At 33.3% G+C, this 21,182-nt stretch carries 12 protein-coding genes and 1 rRNA gene; 8 read left to right on the forward strand and 5 right to left on the reverse strand.

Going from position 1 to position 21,182, the window contains the following annotated elements; genetic code table 11:
• Positions 1 to 37 precede the first annotated feature (37 nt).
• Positions 38 to 147: ribosomal RNA gene (gene rrf, locus CF599_RS12550) — 5S ribosomal RNA — on the forward strand.
• A gap of 268 nt (positions 148 to 415) precedes the next feature.
• Positions 416 to 2,344: a nucleoside-diphosphate sugar epimerase/dehydratase gene (locus CF599_RS12555; protein WP_121966367.1), complete on the forward strand. Its 1,929-nt coding sequence runs from the start codon at positions 416 to 418 to the stop codon at positions 2,342 to 2,344.
• On the opposite strand, the gene CF599_RS12560 is transcribed toward CF599_RS12555, so the two are convergent.
• Both CF599_RS12560 and metK read right to left on the reverse strand, forming a co-directional pair.
• A complete protein-coding gene (locus CF599_RS12560) occupies positions 2,341 to 3,993 on the reverse strand; it encodes a hypothetical protein (protein WP_121966368.1) in 1,653 nt (550 codons plus the stop codon). The genes CF599_RS12555 and CF599_RS12560 overlap by 4 nt on opposite strands.
• Positions 3,994 to 4,078: 85 nt before the next feature.
• Entirely contained in the window at positions 4,079 to 5,371 is a 1,293-nt protein-coding gene (metK, locus tag CF599_RS12565) for a methionine adenosyltransferase (protein ID WP_121966369.1), read from the reverse strand.
• 484 nt (positions 5,372 to 5,855) lie between these two features.
• On the opposite strand from metK, the gene CF599_RS12570 reads away from it, so the two are divergent.
• Together CF599_RS12570 and CF599_RS12575 are read left to right on the forward strand one after the other, a co-directional pair.
• The gene (locus CF599_RS12570; protein WP_121966370.1) at positions 5,856 to 6,500 is read left to right on the forward strand and encodes a carbonic anhydrase family protein; all 645 of its coding nucleotides are present in this window, start codon (positions 5,856 to 5,858) and stop codon (positions 6,498 to 6,500) included.
• 4 nt (positions 6,501 to 6,504) lie between these two features.
• A complete protein-coding gene (locus CF599_RS12575; protein ID WP_121966371.1) occupies positions 6,505 to 7,155 on the forward strand; it encodes a carbonic anhydrase in 651 nt (216 codons plus the stop codon).
• Positions 7,156 to 7,158: 3 nt separating this feature from the next.
• On the opposite strand, the gene CF599_RS12580 is transcribed toward CF599_RS12575, so the two are convergent.
• Both CF599_RS12580 and rimK read right to left on the reverse strand, forming a co-directional pair.
• The gene (locus CF599_RS12580; RefSeq protein ID WP_121966372.1) at positions 7,159 to 8,322 is read right to left on the reverse strand and encodes an LETM1-related biofilm-associated protein; all 1,164 of its coding nucleotides are present in this window, start codon (positions 8,320 to 8,322) and stop codon (positions 7,159 to 7,161) included.
• A 49-nt stretch (positions 8,323 to 8,371) separates the two neighbouring features.
• The gene (rimK, locus tag CF599_RS12585; RefSeq protein ID WP_121966373.1) at positions 8,372 to 9,736 is read right to left on the reverse strand and encodes a 30S ribosomal protein S6--L-glutamate ligase; all 1,365 of its coding nucleotides are present in this window, start codon (positions 9,734 to 9,736) and stop codon (positions 8,372 to 8,374) included.
• A gap of 1,038 nt (positions 9,737 to 10,774) precedes the next feature.
• Between rimK and CF599_RS12590 the strand changes: the two genes are divergently transcribed.
• The 3 genes from CF599_RS12590 (at position 10,775) to CF599_RS12600 (ending at position 15,630) form a co-directional block, all read left to right on the forward strand.
• Entirely contained in the window at positions 10,775 to 11,974 is a 1,200-nt protein-coding gene (locus tag CF599_RS12590; RefSeq protein WP_121966374.1) for a DUF6266 family protein, read from the forward strand.
• Positions 11,975 to 12,071: 97 nt separating this feature from the next.
• The gene (locus tag CF599_RS12595; protein WP_121966375.1) at positions 12,072 to 14,684 is read left to right on the forward strand and encodes an AAA family ATPase; all 2,613 of its coding nucleotides are present in this window, start codon (positions 12,072 to 12,074) and stop codon (positions 14,682 to 14,684) included.
• A gap of 1 nt (position 14,685) precedes the next feature.
• A complete protein-coding gene (locus tag CF599_RS12600) occupies positions 14,686 to 15,630 on the forward strand; it encodes a hypothetical protein (RefSeq protein WP_121966376.1) in 945 nt (314 codons plus the stop codon).
• Between the two features lie 151 nt (positions 15,631 to 15,781).
• On the opposite strand, the gene CF599_RS12605 is transcribed toward CF599_RS12600, so the two are convergent.
• On the reverse strand, positions 15,782 to 18,316 hold the full coding sequence (locus tag CF599_RS12605) for an ATP-dependent Clp protease ATP-binding subunit (RefSeq protein ID WP_121966377.1): 2,535 nt from the start codon (positions 18,314 to 18,316) through the stop codon (positions 15,782 to 15,784).
• 325 nt (positions 18,317 to 18,641) lie between these two features.
• Here CF599_RS12605 and gyrA point away from each other — a divergent pair, with 325 nt between their 5' ends.
• Entirely contained in the window at positions 18,642 to 21,170 is a 2,529-nt protein-coding gene (gene gyrA / locus CF599_RS12610; protein WP_121966378.1) for a DNA gyrase subunit A, read from the forward strand.
• Positions 21,171 to 21,182 lie beyond the last annotated feature (12 nt).

Below are 21,182 nucleotides of genomic sequence, written 5' to 3' on the forward strand. Positions count from 1 at the left end.
TTCAAAAATATTAGTTACGTTTTAGTAACAACCGATTTAAGGTGGTTATTGCAGCGGGGCTCACCTCTATCCATTTCGAACAGAGAAGTTAAGCCCGCTAGCGCAGATGGTACTGCTAATCAGTGGGAGAGTATGTCGCCGCCTTTCTTTAGAATCCCCAATCTCGTATGAGGTTGGGGATTTTTTGTTTTGTACTTTTCTTATTTATATGTTTGTTATCTTAAATTATCAATAGATAAAACTTAATTTTTGTTTAAGTAAAGAATAGTTGTTGTCATTTTATGGCTTTGATTTAATGTTTGGTACTTTATATGGTGAAAGTGCGATAATTTCTAGGGAAGGCTAAAAATAGTGACAATTTATGCATTATATTTGCAGTTGGAAAAGTGTAGTAATTATTATCAAGTGAGAAAGTATGAAAAATGCATTGAAAAGACAGTTAAAACGTGATACTCCTAGGGGAATCATTTTCGTGATAGACTTGTTAATTGTCTTGTTTACTTACTTTGTTTCTAGTATATTATTGACTAACTTCTTTGGTAACTTTTCTGTAGAATTGATGCTTAAGCGTATTCCTGTTTTATTCATTTGTTACATAATAAGTTTCCTTATTTTTAAACCTTTCAAAGGTGTTATTAGACAAACTAGTATTAAGGATATAGAGACAATCTTTGTTTCTTGTTTGTTCTCTGGAGCGATTGTTATGATCATAAGTTCTCTTCAGAGAAATGAGTTCTTAGGGAGTAATCTTGAAGATTATTTAAGATACTCTTATTCTTTTGTTTTATTGCATCTTTTCTTTACTTCTGCATTATTAATTCTTGCACGTTTATTTTATAGTCAGTTTTATCGTAGCTATGTTTTAGATGTGAGAAACCACAAGAGAGTTATCATTTATGGTGCAGGTGATTCTGGTATAATTACTGTAGGTGCTTTACAAGGAGATACAAAGGTTCGTACACATATCGTATGTTTTGTAGATGATAATCCTAGTAAAGGTGGTAATAGATTAGCTGGATATAGAATATACAATCCTTCTGTCTTAGATGAAGCTTTTGTAACTAGTAATCGTATAGATGAAATTATTATTTCTATTCAGAATATTACTCGTGAGAGATTAAATGATATATCAGAGGTTCTTGAGAATCTTCCTGTAAAAATTAAGATCATACCTCCAGCGACGGATTGGTTAGATGGATCTTATACTAATAAACAGATTAAAGAGCTAAAGATTGATGATTTACTAGGACGTAAGGCTATTCAATTAGACAATCCTTTTATAGCAAAAGAAATAGACAATAAGGTAGTGTTGATCACTGGTGCAGCTGGATCTATTGGTAGTGAGATAGCAAGACAGGTGGCTCGTTTTAATTTTAGAAAGTTAATTCTAATTGACCATGCTGAATCTCCTCTTTACGATGTACAACAAACGATGGTTTCAAATCATCCAGAGGATATTGTTTATGTTGTTGGAAATATTCGTGACGAGAAGAAGATGGATACTATCTTTGATTTGTATAAGCCAAGTTTAGTATATCACGCTGCGGCATATAAGCATGTACCGTTAATGGAATCTTTTCCTTATGAAGCGATTCATACTAATGTAAAGGGAACCAAGGTTATCGCAGACTTGTCTGTGAAACATAGTGTGAATAAATTCGTGATGGTTTCTACTGATAAAGCAGTTAATCCTACTAATGTGATGGGGGCGACTAAGCGAGCAGCAGAATTATACGTAACGAGTTTAAAAGATAATGGTGTAACAAGTTTTATCGTTACTCGTTTTGGTAATGTATTAGGTTCAAATGGATCTGTTATTCCTCTTTTTAAACGTCAGATAGAGGCCGGTGGACCACTGACTGTAACACACCAAGATATTACACGTTTCTTTATGACTATCCCTGAGGCTTGTCAGTTAGTATTAGAAGCTTCGATTATGGGACATGGAGGAGAGATATTCGTGTTTGATATGGGGAAATCAATGAAGATATTTGATTTAGCCAAACGTATGATTCGATTAAGCGGATATAGTTATCCTGAAGATATAGATATTAAAATTACTGGATTAAGACCAGGTGAAAAGATATTCGAAGAGCTTTTAGCAAATGATGAGAATACTGTAAAAACCCATCATGAGAAAATAATGATCGCCAAGGTACGTAATCAAGATATTAATACGATTAGAACTAATTTAGAAATAATGTGTAATTATGTCTGTCAGAATGAAGGGCAGGAGGATGTAGAAGACTTGGTAAGACAGTTAAAAAATATAGTACCGGAATTTAGATCTCAAAACTCTCGTTTTGAATGTTTAGATAAAGTAGAAGAATGTTCAGCTCATTAGCTGAACATTTTTTTTGTAGTATAGGCTAGGTCCGTTATTTCTTTAGGGAAATCATGTAATTCTAATATTTTGATAGCATTGGTTGTTTTAGGATGTCCAAATTTAAGTTTGTAGTCAAAATTTAATTCATTATTGATAATGCTTTCTTGGAAGTAGTGGCATTGATACCCTTCTTCTTTTAGTAAGTTTATTAATTCAAGGTCATGTGTGGATACTATTACAATGTCTCTTTCTTTGTTTAAGTATTTTAAAATGGCGTATGCGGCAGATATTCTTTCTATGGTATTTGTTCCTTTTAGAATTTCATCTAGTACATATAGATGTGGTATATTGATTTGTGATTGTTTTATAAAATGTTTAAGCTGTTTTACTTCTTGTAGGTAGTAGCTTGTTTGACTGTAAAGATCATCTGTGATTCTTATAGATGTATTTATATGAAAAAAATCTGCTGTATACTTCGTAGCAAAAACAAAACCTATTGTTTGAGCTAGTATTGTGTTAAGCGCTAGCGTTCTTATAAAGGTAGTCTTACCAGACATATTAGAGCCTGTTAATAGAAAGCTTTTATTTTTTAGCTGTAAAGTATTGGTTGTACATTTTTCTATCAAAGGATGAGCTAAGTCTTCTACATCTAACTCCTTAGTGTCTTTGAAAGTAGGTTTACATAGTTTGTTGTTGGCATGTAAAGAAGCTAGTGAAATAGCTATGTCTATTTTTGCAATGGTTTCAAATGATATAGTAAGCTCTTTTTTAGTTTGTTTAGCATTGATTAAAAATGTCTCGAAAGCGATAGTTTCGATGTTTAGCATTATTTTTAGTATTTCTACAGGGAACATTACTAACGATGTTATTTCATCTTTGTATACATTTTCTATATTAAAGAAATGTGTTAGTTTATATAGTAATTGTAGCTTTTTACTAGCTATTTTAGCCTCTTTAAAATTGTATACTTTAGATAGTTTAGTTATGTTCTGTAATTTTATGTTTGTTCGATAAACATATTTAAAGTATTGTGTCGCGTTGAGATGATCATATTGAGTGTATTTGTTTTTGTAGTGTAGAACTAGATTTATACTTAAAATTGGGAGTAGTAGCATAGACCAAACTAAGCTATATATGCTTAATAATAATGTACATACTGTAATAATATTTAGGGTGTAAGCTAATTTAAGTTTAAAAGAATTTGTTGAAATATTTGTAGTAAATAAGCTATGGTAATGGTATGCGTTCTTATTAGATATGGGAGAAAGTAGTATTTGTATTTTTAGTCTTTCTTCATTGTCTAGGATGAAAAAGTCTATTAGATCATCTAAGGTTCTTACACTTTCTTTAGATTCTATAGTATGAAGCTTATGATAGAGATATTGTTGACCTATTACGGAAGTTGTTCTATCAAGATAAATGTAAATATCATCTAGATCTAAATCATTATTTATAGTTGAAGTTATATTTTGAAAACTTGGCTGATTATCTTTTACAGCATTGTGATATTGGCTTATTTTGTCAAAATTATAATCTTTGCTTAGTCTTGGTATTCCCCAATTAGTTTTGAGTTTATCTATGAGAATTTTTTTTCTCTTTCTTTGTTGCTTATTGTTGTAGATGATAATTAGCATTAAAATTATCAAAAGGCCTAATATCCATTCCATACTTTATAGTTGTGTAAAGTAAATATATAAAAAAAAAGGAACTGCTATAAACAGTTCCTCTTCTATATAATTGAATGGGTATATATTAAATATTGAAAGAAGCTTTGATATCTTCTATTCTATCTAATTTTTCCCAAGTAAATAACTCTACTTCGATTTCTTTAGTTTCTCCACCTGGTCTAGTGAATACCTTAGTTACCGTCTGTGGTTTACGTCCCATGTGTCCGTAAGCAGCTGTCTCACTATAGATAGGGTTTCTAAGCTTAAGACTAGTTTCTATGAAATAAGGTCTTAGATCAAATAACTCACTTACTTTCTTAGCAATCTCTCCATCTGTTAGGTTAACATTACTAGTTCCATACGTATTGATGTATAAACCTGTTGGTTTAGCTACTCCGATAGCATAAGATACTTGTACTAATACTTCGTCAGCTACACCAGCAGCCACTAAGTTCTTAGCGATATGTCTAGTTGCATAAGCTGCACTACGGTCTACTTTACTTGGATCTTTTCCAGAGAATGCACCACCACCGTGAGCACCTTTTCCACCATAAGTATCTACGATAATCTTACGACCTGTAAGACCAGTATCTCCATGAGGACCTCCGATAACGAATACACCTGTTGGATTAATTAAGTACTCTATTTCTTCGTTGTTTTCAAATAAGTATTTGTATTGAGGGTATTTATTTAATACACGTGCAATCAATACTTCTTTGATGTCTTTTTCTATTTGTGCTTGCATTGTTTTCTCTGCAGCAATTTTAGCTTCAACTGAGTTGTCAACTGGTTTGATGAAATCATCATGTTGAGTAGAAAGAACGATAGTAACGATTCTGATAGGAGTGTTATTATCATCATATTCTAAAGTAACTTGACTCTTCGCATCAGGTCTAAGATAAGTAACTTCAGTACTCTCTCTTCTGATAGCTGCTAATTCTTGTAGTAGTTTATGAGAAAGGTCTAAAGCTAAAGGCATATAATCCTCAGTTTCTTTAGTAGCGTAACCAAACATCATTCCTTGGTCACCAGCTCCTTGTTCTTCAGGACTTTTTCTGTCTACACCTTGATTAATATCTGCAGACTGTTCGTGAATAGCAGATAAGATACCACATGAGTTAGCCTCAAACATATATTCACTTTTCGTGTAACCAATGCGTTTGATTACATCTCTAGCGATCTGTTGTACGTCTAAGTATGTATTTGATTTAACTTCACCAGCTAAGATAACCTGTCCAGTAGTAACTAATGTTTCACAAGCTACCTTTGAGTCTTGGTCAAATGCTAAAAAGTTGTCGATTAAAGCATCAGATATTTGGTCAGCAATTTTATCTGGATGTCCTTCACTTACTGATTCAGATGTAAAGTAATAAGCCATAATAATTATTTTTTATAAATTAAAAATAGAGGAAATGGCTAAAGGGGAAGTATGAATTTCTGCTTTAGCATTTTTTACCGAGGTTGCAATCAGTACAAATTCTTCCTCCTGTTATTTTGTGTTGCAAATGTATTAACTATTTTAATATAGAAGCAAATATTTTTGTATTTTATATTTATGTTAACTTTTAATAACGATATTAAGTGATTGATATAGCTAGTTTTAGTCGTTTATATTATTTTAAAATTCTTTCTATTTAAAAATAGTAGTATGAACTGTCAACATATTCTAATAACTAAGGGAGTTCTATTCCTTTTGCTTCGTTTAGAAAGTAATGTTAGAGTATGGAAGGATGGTTTTGTGTTAAATAGTGTTTATGAATTGCCTTATTGATAAAAATCTGTTCAAAAAATATTAATTTGACATATTATATTGATTGTTTTGTATTTTTGTCAACAGTTTAGAATTATAAACAACAATTAGAATGAGACTACACAACATAGAAGACCAAAAATCACTTACGCCACAGTTAGCACTTTCTTTTTTAACTGAAGGGAATAAACGCTTTGTGGAAAACTTAAAAGCTCATAGTAATTTATTAGAACAAGTTAACTCTACTAAAGAAGGGCAGTACCCTTTCGCTATTATACTTAGCTGTATAGATAGCCGTACTTCAGCAGAGTTAATCTTCGATCAAGGATTAGGAGACATATTCAGCGCACGTATAGCGGGTAATGTTTTGAATGAGGATATTATCGGATCGATGGAGTTCGCATGTAAGTTAGCAAATAGCAAGCTTATTATGGTATTAGGTCATTCACATTGTGGGGCTATTACAGGAGCGTGTAAAGGGGCTAAACTTGGACATTTAACTAATTTATTAGCTAAAGTAGAGCCATCTATAGATTATGTAAAAGCAAATAATAGCGACTTAGATATCCACTCTAAAGAAGCGGTGGACTTAGTAGCTTATCACAACGTAGAGTATACTATCGACCATATTCTTAGTACTAGTACAGTATTAAGCGAGATGTATGAATCAGGAGAGATAGGTATCGTAGGTGCGTTTTATAAAGTAGAAACAGGAGAGGTAAACATCGTAAAAGAGATGTTTATTGATAAAAAATAAGACTATGGCACATAGTGAGTTTTACAAAAAGATATTAGAACGCAATAGAGAATGGGTAGAGGATAGACTATCAGTTAATCCTGACTATTTTAAGCGACTATCAGAGAAGCAGACTCCTCCAGTGTTATGGATAGGATGTTCGGACAGTAGAGTGCCTGCTAACGAGATCATCGGAGCAGAGCCAGGTGATGTATTCGTACATCGTAACATCGCTAACATGGTCATTCACTCAGATATGAATATGCTAAGTGTACTAGACTACGCAGTTAATATCTTAAAGATTAAGGATATTATCGTGTGTGGGCATTATGGCTGTGGTGGTGTATTAGCTGCTATGAAGAATGAGTCGTATGGGCTAATTGATAACTGGATTCGACATATCAAGACCGTTTATAGACTACATAATCAAGAACTAGATCAGATAGATGATGAAGTGGCTCGTTTTAATCGTTTTGTAGAACTGAATGTACATGAACAAGTCTATGATTTAGCGAAAACCTCTATTGTACAAGAGGCTTGGGCTCGTAATCAGGATTTGAGTATACACGGTTGGGTTTACGGACTTAACTCTGGATATGTTACTGACTTAGGTGTAAACCTGATGAATAATAACGATCTAGATGAAGTATATCAACTTCGCTTTAAGAAGATATAACTTTTAGTCATCCGTATTTTCATTAAATGATGAAGGCAATAGGGAAGGGATAAACCTTAGTAAAATAGGTAATAGAATAGTCCCTCCTGGCAAAATAAAGATAGCAAGAGAAGGGATGGTTTTAATAACTTCAATAGTTTGTTTTTTAACCATCTTTTTTTCTTCCTTATTTAAATCTCTACGTGTAGAGTCCACTAATAACTTCATAAGTTGCGTATTCTTTTGCAATTCTTTTATTAGTCTTCCTTTATTCCTAGTAAGTAAAAGTTCTATATAACTACTAGAATTCTTAATCACATTATCAAATAGGTTACTAGATTTATAGTAATAATATTCTTTATTGTTTTTTTCTAATACTTTCTCAAAGTAGAATATACTCTCTTTTAGTTTATCTTCACTGTATAAGATAGTAGAATAGGGTGCCTGACTGAAATCCGGTAACTCAATTTCTTGTGCCTCGTTATCCCATGAGTTGCAAACTATGTAATCAATAATAAAATTACTTTCAAAGTTGATACTAGGCCTCAATTTGATAGGGTCAGTGTCTAATGATTTATTAGATTCTAAAAAGGTGATTAGTTGTAAATCCTTTTTATTGGGTTGATTTTGATTCTTTTTAAACGAAAGGGTAATCTCTTTTAGTTGTTCTACTATATGTTGTGTGAATACATTAGGATCAATTTTTTCATTGATATAAGCTTCAAACGCAAGTATATCAATGAATAATAGAATCATATTTAGCACAAAATCGTTGCTCTTAGACTCAGAGAAGAAGTGTTCTTTACAGCGTAGAGAGAATATATTCTCTAGTTTACTATAGGGATTCTTATCGTTAAAAAAGCCAGTTATGATATTAGTCTTATGAGGAATAAGTATATCGTAGAAGTCTATTAGCGTCGTTATGAATTGATCTGTATCATCTGACTTCAGGTGAATATTAAATACTTTCTCTAAGAGTTGTAAGTAGCATATCTTAGACAGTTCTTCTTGCGTATATTTAAAGTTTTTATAGATATCAGGAAGTTCAGCTATATCGATGATACCATAGCTAAACCCTATTTTTCTGACCATAGTAGAGATATCCTCACTATTATCAGAAGCGAATATTTGATATTGGTTTTTCTCAGTAAAATACTTTTTTATCCAGCCGTTAGTAGATGGGTTCATGCGAGTCTAATTAAAAAAAAAGTGATGGTTATTAGCCATCACTTACAGTTTACCATTTAACTTGTTTTTCTATAGCTTTGATCATTTCTGATGCGATATCTAAATTTGTAGCTCCTTCGATTCCTTCTAATCCAGGCGAAGAGTTTACTTCTAGCAATAAAGGACCTTTAGCTGAACGGATTATATCAACCCCCGCTACTTTTAGGTTCATTGCTTTAGCAGCTCTAATTGCTATTTTCTTTTCTTCAGGAGTTACTTTGATTATAGAAGCAGTACCTCCTAAGTGGATATTTGCTCTGAATTCTCCAGGAACAGCCTCACGTTGGATAGCAGCAACCACTTTTCCGTCTATTACGAAACAACGGATATCTTTGCCGTTAGCCTCTTTAATAAACTCTTGAACTAAGATGTTAGCGTTAAGACTTTTGAAAGCATTAATAACACTCTCAGCAGCTTTCTTCGTTTCGGCTAACACTACACCTTTTCCTTGAGTACCTTCTAATAACTTTACGATTAGTGGACTTCCACCGACCATCTTGATTAAGTCATTCGTATCTAAAGGCGAATTAGCAAAACCAGTAGTAGGGATATCTATTCCGTTATTTAATAATAACTGTAGTGAGAATAATTTATCTCTAGACTGTGTGATAGCAGCAGCATTGTTAAGACTGTAGACTTTTAGAGACTCGAAGTGACGTGTTAATGCACATCCGTAGTACGTCATACTAGGGCGGATACGTGGGATCACGGCGTCAAAGTCATTTAATATTCTACCACCTCTATAGTGAATCTCTGGTTGGTTAGCATCTAGTTTCATATAGCAATACTTCAGATTAAGGAAGTGCATCTCGTGCCCTCTTAATTCACCAGCTTCTATAATTCTCTTATTACTATATAATTCAGGATTACTTGCTAATAGCCCAATGCGAAGACCTTTCTTATCTGTTTTAGGTTTAGTATAGTATTCTTCTAATTTTTCTACTGTAGGCTGACCTAATAAGAAGTGTTTCTCAGGATCTACTAATACGCGACCACCCATAGCTTCTCTACCTAATAGCATTCTATATCCCATAGAATCTCTATTCGTTAAAGTCAATTCTATAACCCACGTAGTGTTATCGATAGATATCTCAGTTTGGATAACATATCTAGACTCTCTAGTTCCGCTAGAACTTTTGACAATTCTTTTATCTACTACTTTGGATTCACAGTGGATAATTGTTTTCCCATTGTTTTGAAGAGGATTGACATCAAATTTAACCCACTTCTCACCCTCTTTCTCAAAAGGAACAATGTTTATAGCGTGTAGTGCAGATGTCTTAGCACCTGAATCAACTCTAGCTTTAATAGCGGGGATATTTAAAGTAGAAAAAGAACACCATTCTTCACTACCAACAATAACTTTGTCTAACATATAATAATAAAAATCTAATGCGAATGTACTGTATTAAATATAATGCTTTTATATGACAATGAAAAAAAATATAAAATTTAATGATTTCGCAACATATTATAGATGTGATAAGAAGAAGTATAGTGGAGTGGGGATTTCGTTTGTGCCCTTATTTTGTTTTAGCAATTATTGAAGAGGAAGCAGTCTCCCTAGAATCGCTTATCTGACGTATAGTTAGAAGGTGTAGTTATAGTCTCAACGAGTTTACAATTTAATGAGGTAATTTAGGAATTAACGATTAGCGATAAAGTATAGCTTAAAATCTCTTATTCTAGCTTTTTTTGGGATAGAGCTGCAATCTTAGTATATAATCAGAGGTTCTTTTATACATATAGTTTTTAGCCATATCAAGTAGTTCTGTTTAGATATGCCACTCAAAATTGTTTATATTTTTTCTTTATTCACCACCTCTCTATATGATAAAAGTCAAATCCTAACCTTTCTGAATCCCCATTTTTTATATCACCCCCTGTATAAAGCCTCTAGAATATCTATAGTGTACTTTTTTGCATGTTTTTTTCAATTACTAATTAAGGTAATGTGTTGATATTTAGTTGTTTTGTGTAGAAATGAAAATTATACTATATCTCTAATACCTTCGTTAATCCCTGTAAAATAGGGAGTGACTGCTCTACGATAGGACAGTAATAGGAGAATAGTAGGACAATAGTTGGGCTGACAATATTCTGCCCAATTATACTACTCTTATTCTGCACTTATTCTTCTCTAATGGGCTATTCGTTTTAAGCCTTTTTTTTAATAGAATAAGATGAAATCTGACTAAAAAAGAAAATAATTCAACCTTTTATTGCGCCTAATTAATTTGTATTCACTTACCAAGTTAGAGTATCACTAGGCTGAACAGCATATAAAAGTTTTTTGATACTTATGTGCTTGGTATGCTGATTTTTATATATTACAAAACAGAAAAAGGTACGGGCGAATTGCAATTCGCCCCAACAAAAAACAGAAAACCAAAAACACAAAAAAACATAAGTTATGGCAGAAATCAAACAGGGTATACTAGGTGCAGTAAGAGGAAAAGTAGGAACAGTGGTAGGAGCGATGTGGAGAGGAAAAAACTACATACGTGCTAAACCGCGTAAATCAAGGAAAAAACCTACAATGAAGCAATTGATTCAATGGGATAAAATGAGTCAAGTGTCAACATTTGCTAGTAAGTTTAAGGATTTTGTCAACGCATATTGTGCACCTGTGTATAATGGTGAAAAGTGGATTACGGGTAAAGAGCAAATGATCTCAAGACTTATGAAACAGGGGATAGGGCTAGTTAATGGAGAACAACATATCATAGTAGAAGAAGTCTTACTTTCTATCGGAAATCTAGCTCCTGCCGTTATCAAGAAGATTAACCGCCTTAAGACTGCAAAGTTTAAAGTACAATGGGATAATAACCTGATTAATGCGCTAACGTTAGATACTGATGTTCTTACAATGATGCTATATAACGAGCAATTAGACCAATTTGTAGTCATCCCTAATATTGGCAATCGCGTAGATAAATATGCTCATTTTAGTGTACCAACGGATTGGGACAAAGGTAGAGTTTACTTCTGGAGTATGTGGAAAGCAGCTGATGGCAGTGTCCATAGCACGAGTTGTTTTCACGGTGTTCTAGAGCTTGAAAACGTGGAAGTAGAAAAAGAGAAAGAGAAAGAGAAACAGGGAGCAGAGAACGTGAAACAGGGAACAGAGCATGTAGATCAGAAAACAGGAAATGAAAAACAGGAAGCAGATAGTGAAAATCAAGAAGTAGCAGCAGTTACCCCTATCGGGCAAGCTCGTGAAATCGCTCTAAAACAGTATCTAGAAAAAGCAGATACAAGTGCAGAAGATAAGGCTACTCCGCCTTTCAAGGAAGAAACTACCCCACCTTTCAGGCACCCCTTCAAAGAAGTGGAAATAGTAGGACAAGGACATACTGTAGCAGAGAAGCCAACACATCCTTTAGAAGTATCTTCTGATACCCAGTCTTTAGCTAATTCTCCTGAAGCAGTAGAACCTAAACTGAAAAAATGGACTCCACCTGGCTATATCCGTCTAGTAACTAAATCAATCAGCAAAGAGTCTAAAGAAGTAGAAACTCCCCTTAAAAGTAAACAATCTGATGAGGGAGTAATCGATGGAGCACGCTCTATCTTAGAGGTTGACAACATTACAGAAGAACAGAAGGAGTGATAAGGTTAGTAGACTAAATAAATGGGATAGTTTACGGATTTCCGTATGTTAGATTGAACGAGGTGAAGTATATTAGTATTCTTAAATTTGCTAAACGATGAGCTTTAAATTACTTGCTATACGACCGCTGAAAGGATGTTCTGATAATGTTCGTAAGAACTTACAAGAAGATGAGTTTTACTTCTTTGATAACTCATATAAACAATCTAAAGATGGTAATTATATTGTCAAAAAGGAAGATGTTACAGACTTACCCAATGGTTTCTTTCTACAGAAAAATACAGAGTCTTCATTAAAATATATCAATGTTCAGGCTATAGTAGGAAAGAACGGAAGTGGAAAGAGTGCTATAGTGGAATTGTTAATACGAGTTCTTAATAATACGAGTAAATTTATATTTCATTCTAAAAAAGGACTGTTAGATTTACTTTATGTTAATGGACTTAAAGCAGAGGTGTACTTTCTAAAAGGAGGTGAAGTCTTTAAATTAAAGTTAGATTTCGAGTTCGTATCTTCTGAAGAAAGAGAAGATCCTGATACTGGACTTATTGAAGTCTACGATTTTGATGATGATGAACTATATGAGATGCTTAAAGGAAAGTCCTGTTTAAAAGTGTTTAAGAATGGTGGGGAAAAAGAGATTGAGGTTGAAGATTTTGCAATGGATTTTTTTACGATGTATGTTAATTACTCTCTGTATGGTTTAGATGAAGATGATTATATGGATGAGGGAAATGAAGATTATTTACCGAAAGGCAAGCCTAAGAATATTCGATACACACAATCTTGGCTGAGTAAAGTATTTCATAAGAATGATGGATATCAAACACCTTTAGTAATTCATCCATATCGCGAAGATGCAATGATTAATGTTAGAAATGAGAAACATTTGATGAAAAATAGGTTAGCAGTGTTATTATTTACGAATCCTGAATATCGAACTATTATACCGGATTACAAGTTTGAAACTGTTGGCTTCTATTTGAAAGAATTTAGTTTTAATAAAATAGTTAATGATATATTAGACCAGAATTTTTTAAAGAAGACAGGAGAAGAATTTACTAACCTATCTGATATAAGTAAGTTTGATAAATTTTCAATTAATGACATCGATACCTTAGTTAATTATTTGGCTAAATGGATTGAGCAGAATGAAACTCTATTAAGTCAAGTAGAAAGCATTAATAAATTTAGAAATAACAGGAAAGTTAGTAAAGATATCCGTTCTTTTGGGAAATTTCTATATGCTATACGAGGGATTTTTTTAGATCCTATAAAGACTTTAAATAATATTGTACCATCTCATTCGGAATATGAAACAAAAGAAACTTCTATAGCAAGAATCTTTAATCATGTTATGACGCCTATGGTGACGATGCAATCACTTAGGGATAATATAAGTAAACAAGGCGGGATAACTGATGGTAGGATAGATAAAATTGAAGAAAAGCTTGGTCATTTTAATATAGATGTAATTAGTAGTTTATTACACTTGAGTTTTTCGAGGGATGTGTTATTAGACCATTATGGAATGAGAGATGGAGATATTTCTTATGAAGAAAATATTAAAAGAACCGAAATTAAAGACTATTTATTCTGGTATTGTGTCGTTAAAGTATTTAAGGTCTGTAAGTATAGTCACTATTCACAATATGCGGATTTTTTTAGTTTAAATAACTTTTTTAAAACTGATGAAAATATAATAAGGAATAAATACAGGGAGTATTTCGAGAAGTTGAGTAATGATAAAAGTCATATTACAGATAAGTTTAGGAGGACTAATTTTTTATTATCAACTTATAGTGAGTCCAATAGCAATAAACAAATAATTGATTTACTAAATTTGTATTCTAATATATACAAGGAAAACAAGGCTTCTTTAGGGAAAGAAGTTGTCGAAAGTATTGATGATATTGGAGAAATAGTTCTTGATGTGCATGTAAATAATAGTGATGAGTTTGCTGAGTTATCTGACCTTTTACCACCCCCTATTTTTGATTATGAGTTTTATTCAAAGAAAGACAATGTTCCTTTCTCTGCAGTTAGTTCAGGACAATTTCAGAAAATAGGATTACTGAGTTCATTAGTCTATCATTTGAAGAATTTAGATTCAATACAAGAGAGTACTGATATATATTCGTATGAGAATGTTAATTTAATATTAGACGAGATAGAGCTGTATTTTCACCCTGAACAACAAAGAACATTTGTTAGTGACTTATTAGGTTTATTAAAGAAGAATAAGTTTAAGCAAATAAAGAGGATTAATATAATGTTCATTACTCACTCTCCATTTATCCTCTCTGATGTACCGTCACAGAATGTATTAAAGTTAAGGGAAGGTAAGCCTGAGGCAGGAGATAATATTAATTCTTTTGGTGCAAATATACATGATTTGTTAGCAGATGAGTTTTTCTTAGATAATGGTTTTATGGGGGAGTTTGCTAAGGAGAAGATTAATAGTATTGTTAAGTTTTTGTACCTTAAGAAGAGCGTTAATGAGTTAGATAGTAATATGTCTAATACTTTCTTTTCTGAGACTATGCAAGAGACTTTTAAAGAGGCTAAAGAGAAATTATCGAAAGAGTTAGATGTGTTAGATGTGAAGTACTCAAAAGAAGAAGTGGAACAGTATATTAAGCTTATTGGAGAGCCCTTATTGGCTGTAAAAATGAAAGAGATGTCGGATATTGCTTTTAAAGAGAATTAGTATGTTGTTTATAGAGAATTTTGAAGAAGCAAAAGCATATCATAGAAGCGTACTTAGTTGTTGGTTAAAGATTAAGCTTAGAGGGCGAAAAACTAAGCGTAACAAAGAAGGTTATGCTTGTGGGGATAATCAATGTAGGTGTTGTGATAGTGGTATACATAAGTTTAATTTAGAAAATAAGAGATTAGAAGTTTTACTGTATAATAACGTTGATATGCTTTTAGAAGGTAGTATAGAAGAGCTTATTGATTTTTATAATGATAATTCTGTTCTTTTAGAGAGTGAAACATTAAAGAGATTATTTGTAAATTCAGGCTATGAAGATTATTTTCAAAAAAACCACGGGTTAACTTTCTTAAATAAACTTAATATTAGTACTTGTGTGTATTGTAATAGAAACTATACTTTACAATTGGTTAATAATCATAGTAGAGCCCAACTAGATCATTGGTTGCCTAAGACTCACTTTCCTTTTGCTGCATTAAATTTTTATAACTTGATCCCTTCTTGTCCGTCTTGTAATCATATAAAAGGACAAGGAGATGGTAAACGATGGTGGTTAGATAATTGGAATAATCTTGTTCATCCATATTTTATGGAAGAGACCTTTAAGTTTAGTTATTCTTATCTAAAAGATATTGACAAGTTAAGTGTGGAGATAGATAGTCTGAATACTAAAGTTAGTCAAACAGTTGAAGTAAACAAAATAAAAGAAATTTATTCTGCTCATAATGAATTAGAGTTGAGAGATTTGTTTGATTTGAGGAAAAAGTATAATGATAATTATTTAAATATATTGTTAGATATTTTTTCAGGATTGCAAATATCAGAAGAAGAAAAGTATCGCTTAATTTTTGGGATTGAAAAAAATGAAGTTGATTATCATAAACGACCTATGAGTAAGTTTAAGAATGACATTATTGAAGAGTTAATGAAGAAAGAGTAGTTGTAAAGAGAGTACTCATCAGTACTCGCTTTATATAAACCAAAAGTCAAAAGATTATAATCATCCATAGTCTCTAGTGATAAGGTTTTTATAAATCAGATTAACAAAAAAACAAGGGGCTGTCTCATTTGAGACAGCCCCTTTACTTATATTACTGTGCATTAACTAATACTTCTAATGCGTCTTTTGCTTCGTTTAGTTTCATTTCGATACTATCACCTAGCGTTATTTTAGAGTTTACGATCTCTTCTGCTAGTGGGTCTTCGATGTACTTCTGGATAGCTCGTTTTAGCGGTCTAGCTCCATATTGTTTATCAAATCCTTTCTCAGCGATGAAGTCTTTCGCATCTTCACTTAATGTTAGGTTATAACCTAGATCAGTGATACGAGTAAATAACTTTTTAAGTTCGATATCGATGATTAGGTCGATATGGTTGCGTTCTAAAGCATTGAAGACAATGATGTCATCTATTCTGTTTAAGAACTCAGGAGCAAAAGCTTTCTTCAGTGCGTTTTCTATTACAGACTTAGAGTTTTGACCAGTTTGTTCTTGTCTTGCATTTGTTCCAAAACCAACTCCTTGACCAAAGTCTTTTAGTTGACGAGCTCCGATGTTAGAAGTCATAATGATGATTGTATTTCTAAAATCAACTTTTCGACCTAAACTATCTGTAAGGTGTCCATCATCTAGCACTTGTAATAACATATTAAATACGTCTGGGTGTGCCTTCTCGATTTCATCAAATAGAATTACACTATATGGTTTTCTTCTGATTTTCTCTGTTAGTTGACCACCTTCTTCGTATCCTACGTATCCTGGAGGCGCTCCTACTAATCTAGAGATCGCGAATTTCTCCATATACTCACTCATATCGATACGGATAAGTGCTTCTTCAGAGTCAAACATCTCTTTAGCGATAACTTTCGCTAACTGCGTTTTACCTACACCAGTCTGTCCTAAAAAGATAAATGAACCGATAGGTCTATTAGGATCTTTTAGTCCAGCTCTGTTTCTCTGAATAGCCTTAGCGATCTTAGAGACAGCTTCGTCCTGACCGATTACTTTGCCTTTAATTAACTGAGGAAGATTAGCTAGTTTAGTAATCTCTTTCTCCGCTATTCTATTTACAGGTATACCCGTCATCATAGATACTACATCAGCAACGTCCTCTTCAGTAACCACTATTCTGTTCTCCTTAACATCCTGTTCCCAATTCTCTTGAGCGATAGCTAAGTCTTTCTCTAGTTGTTTCTCATCATCTCTTAAGCGAGCAGCTTCTTCATACTTTTGCTTTTGTACCATTTCGTTCTTTTGCTCTTTCGCTAGCTCTAGTCTTTGCTCAAGATCTACGATATTATCTGGTACATTGATATTCGTGATGTGTACACGTGATCCTACTTCATCCATAGCGTCGATAGCCTTGTCTGGTAAGAAACGGTCGCTCATATATCTATTCGTAAGTTTCACACACGCCTCGATAGCTTCATCAGTGTACGTTACATTATGATGACTTTCGTATTTATCTTTAATGTTGTTTAAGATAGTAATCGTCTCGTCTACAGTAGTCGGTTCTACGATTACTTTTTGGAAACGACGCTCTAAAGCACCATCTTTCTCTATGTGCTGTCTAAACTCATCTAGGGTAGTGGCACCGATACATTGGATCTCACCTCTAGCTAGAGCAGGTTTAAACATATTAGATGCGTCTAGTGAACCAGTAGCTCCACCTGCACCTACGATAGTATGAATCTCGTCTATGAATAGAATGATATCATCATTCTTCTCTAGTTCGTTCATCACAGCTTTCATTCTCTCCTCAAACTGACCTCTGTACTTGGTACCCGCTACAAGGCTGGCTAAGTCTAGTGTCACGACTCTTTTGTTATATAGAATACGAGAAACTTTCTTCTGGATAATACGCAGTGCTAGTCCTTCTGCGATAGCAGATTTACCCACACCAGGTTCTCCAATAAGAAGAGGGTTATTCTTCTTGCGTCTACTTAAGATTTGAGATACTCTCTCGATCTCTTTTTCACGACCTACTACAGGATCTAGCTTACCATTTTCGGCCATTTCTGTTAAATCACGACCAAAATTATCTAAAACAGGAGTTTTACTTCTTTTTGAAGTTTTAGTTCCAATGTTGTCAGAGTTGTCAGTGTTTTTACTGTCATCTTGGCTTGATTCATCATAAGTCTGTGCTTTAGGACTTTCAAATAAATCCTCTGAAGCACCGCTTTCAGAATCTTTGGTATTTACATATTCTTGCTTAACAGAATCATAATCTACTTTCATTTTATTTAAAATCTGAGTCGTAGGGTCATCACTGTTTTTTAATATACAAAGTAGCAAATGAACAGAGTTAATCTCGTCATTTTTAAACAGTTTAACTTCAAGATAAGTCAGCCTTAATGCGCGCTCAGCTTGTTTGGTTAAGTGTAGTTGTACTTTGTTATTAAGCAGTTCTTTATTATGAGAAGCAGGGTTTAATGTTTCTATTTTATGACGTAGAAAATCGATATCTATGTCTAAGTTATTTAAAATATTAGACGCTTCACCTTGTTCCACTTTTAATAGTCCTAGTAATAGATGCTCTGTACCAATAGAGTCGTGGCTTAATCTGATAGCCTCGTCTTTACTATATGATATAACATCTTTTACTTCTTGTGAGAAATTATCATCCATTTTTCAATTCAAATTAGGTGAATATTCATTTATAATATCTAAAGATACAAAAAGTGTACCTATGCTATAAAGCTGACATTAGCTAAGTGACAAAAAAAAAGTAGAATATAAAAGTAAGTAAGGCTTTTTTTTATAAAAAAGTGCTAATAAAGAGAATGGTTGACAGAGTGAGAATTATTTAAAATTGTTTTCTGCGATTTTATGATATTAAAAAACAAAAAGTTAAATAATCAAATTAAATACTTGTATAATTAGATGGGAAAAACCTATAAAAACCGTATATTAGCGCGTTTAATAATTTGACAATTTTTAATTTTATATACATATGTCTGAAGGAGAAAAGTTGATTCCTATTAACATTGAGGAGCAAATGAAATCAGCATACATTGATTATTCAATGTCTGTAATTGTATCGAGAGCGCTTCCTGATGTTAGAGATGGATTAAAACCTGTTCATCGAAGAGTATTATTCGGAATGTATGAGCTTGGCGTGATGTCTAATAGAGCACATAAAAAGTCAGCGAGAATTGTAGGGGAAGTTCTTGGTAAGTATCACCCACACGGAGATAGTTCTGTGTATGACGCGATGGTACGTATGGCTCAGGATTGGAGTATGCGTTACTTACTAGTGGATGGACAAGGTAACTTCGGATCTGTAGATGGTGATAGCCCTGCAGCGATGCGTTACACTGAGGCAAGAATGAAAAAGTTATCTGAAGATATTCTTGCTGATATAGATAAAGAAACAGTTGACTTCCAGTTGAACTTTGATGATACGTTGGAAGAGCCTAAAGTAATGCCTACTAGAATACCTACTTTATTAGTGAATGGAGCTTCTGGTATTGCTGTTGGTATGGCTACTAATATGGCACCACATAACTTAACTGAGGTTATAGATGGAACATTAGCTTATATTGATAATAATGATATTACGATAGATGAGTTAATGAACTATATCAAGGCTCCAGATTTCCCTACGGGAGGAATTATTTATGGATACGAAGGGGTGCGTGAAGCATTTAAAACTGGTAGAGGACGTGTAGTAATGCGTGCTAAAGCTAACTTCGAGGAAGTAGATGGTAGAGAGTCAATCATCGTTACAGAAATTCCTTTCCAAGTTAATAAAGCAGAGATGATTAAGAAGACTGCTGAAGCTATTAACGAGAAGAAAATCGAAGGTATCGCTACTATCCGTGATGAATCTGATAGAAATGGTATGCGTATCGTATACGTGTTAAAACGTGATGCTGTACCGAACATTGTATTAAATACACTTTATAAATATACTCAACTACAGTCTTCATTCAGCGTTAATAACATTGCGTTAGTTAACGGAAGACCTCAGATGCTAGATTTAAAAGAATTAATCTATCACTTCGTAGAGCACAGACATGATGTAGTAACTCGTAGAACTCAATACGAATTAAGAAAAGCAGAAGAGAGAGCGCATATATTAGAGGGGTTAATCATTGCTTCTGATAATATCGATGAAGTTATTCGTTTAATCCGTGCATCTAATAATGCAGATGAGGCTAGAAATAAATTAATCGAAGCATTTAAATTATCTGAGATTCAAGCTCGTGCAATTGTTGAGATGCGTTTACGTCAGTTAACAGGACTAGAGCAAGATAAACTACGTGCTGAGTATGATGAAATTATGAAATTAATTACTCATTTAAGAGAGTTATTAGCTAGTAAAGAGCTAAGAATGGACTTAATTAAAGAGGAATTAGTAGAAATAAGAACAAAATATGGTGATGAGCGTCGTTCTATAATAGAATATGCTGGTGGTGATGTAAGTATCACTGACTTAATAGCAGATGAGCAAGTAGTGATTACTATTTCTCACGCTGGATATATTAAGCGTACACCATTATCAGAATACAAAACTCAGAATAGAGGTGGAGTAGGACAGAAGTCTGCTGGAACAAGAGATCAAGATTTCTTAGAGCATATGTACGTGGCTACTAATCACCAATATATGTTATTCTTTACTCAAAAAGGTAAGTGTTTCTGGATGAGAGTTTACGAAATACCAGAAGGTACTAAAACAAGTAAAGGACGCGCTATTCAGAACTTGATTAATATCGAGAATGACGATAAAGTGAAAGCATTTATTTGTACTCAAGATCTTAAAGATGAAGAGTATATCAATAATCACTTCGTGATTATGGCTACTAAACAAGGACAGGTTAAGAAAACTCCTTTAGAGCAGTATTCTCGTCCTCGTCAGAATGGTATTAATGCAATTACGATTAAGGAAGATGATGAACTATTAGAAGCAAAATTAACTGATGGTAAGAGTAAGGTGTTAATCGCATTACGCTCTGGTAAGTTAGTTCGTTTTGATGAAGAGAAAACTCGTCCAATGGGTAGAACTGCATCAGGAGTAAGAGGTATAACTCTTGCAAGTGATAAGGATGAAGTAATCGGAATGGTATCTGTAAGTGATCTTGAAAGTGAAATCTTAGTGGTATCTGAGAACGGATACGGTAAGCGTTCTTCTTTAGATGAATATCGTGAGACTAACCGTGGAGGTAAAGGTGTTAAGACAATGAATATTACTGATAAAACAGGATTATTAGTGTCTATTAATGCTGTAACTGATGCAGATGACTTAATGATTATTAATAAATCAGGATTGACTATTCGTATGATGATTTCTGATTTACGTGTTATGGGACGTGCAACTCAAGGAGTTCGTCTAATTAACATTAAAGGAACTGACTCTATCGCTGCAGTATGTAAAGTAATGCGTGAGGATGAAGAAGAAATGATAGATGGTGAAATGATTGAAGGAGATGTTGATAATATCATTGATATAGAAGACCAAACAAACGATGATTTAGAATAGTAACAAACAACA

This window comes from Myroides sp. N17-2 (assembly GCF_002286775.1).
Taxonomy (GTDB): domain Bacteria; phylum Bacteroidota; class Bacteroidia; order Flavobacteriales; family Flavobacteriaceae; genus Flavobacterium.

Bases quoted from the DNA above. Each gene is read 5' to 3' on its own strand.
- CF599_RS12555 (WP_121966367.1), top strand. From the start codon at position 416: ATGAAAAATGCATTGAAAAGACAGTTAAAACGTGATACTCCTAGGGGA.
- CF599_RS12560 (WP_121966368.1), bottom strand. From the start codon at position 3,993: ATGGAATGGATATTAGGCCTTTTGATAATTTTAATGCTAATTATCATC.
- metK (WP_121966369.1), bottom strand. From the start codon at position 5,371: ATGGCTTATTACTTTACATCTGAATCAGTAAGTGAAGGACATCCAGAT.
- CF599_RS12570 (WP_121966370.1), top strand. From the start codon at position 5,856: ATGAGACTACACAACATAGAAGACCAAAAATCACTTACGCCACAGTTA.
- CF599_RS12575 (WP_121966371.1), top strand. From the start codon at position 6,505: ATGGCACATAGTGAGTTTTACAAAAAGATATTAGAACGCAATAGAGAA.
- CF599_RS12580 (WP_121966372.1), bottom strand. From the start codon at position 8,322: ATGAACCCATCTACTAACGGCTGGATAAAAAAGTATTTTACTGAGAAA.
- rimK (WP_121966373.1), bottom strand. From the start codon at position 9,736: ATGTTAGACAAAGTTATTGTTGGTAGTGAAGAATGGTGTTCTTTTTCT.
- CF599_RS12590 (WP_121966374.1), top strand. From the start codon at position 10,775: ATGGCAGAAATCAAACAGGGTATACTAGGTGCAGTAAGAGGAAAAGTA.
- CF599_RS12595 (WP_121966375.1), top strand. From the start codon at position 12,072: ATGAGCTTTAAATTACTTGCTATACGACCGCTGAAAGGATGTTCTGAT.
- CF599_RS12600 (WP_121966376.1), top strand. From the start codon at position 14,686: ATGTTGTTTATAGAGAATTTTGAAGAAGCAAAAGCATATCATAGAAGC.
- CF599_RS12605 (WP_121966377.1), bottom strand. From the start codon at position 18,316: ATGGATGATAATTTCTCACAAGAAGTAAAAGATGTTATATCATATAGT.
- gyrA (WP_121966378.1), top strand. From the start codon at position 18,642: ATGTCTGAAGGAGAAAAGTTGATTCCTATTAACATTGAGGAGCAAATG.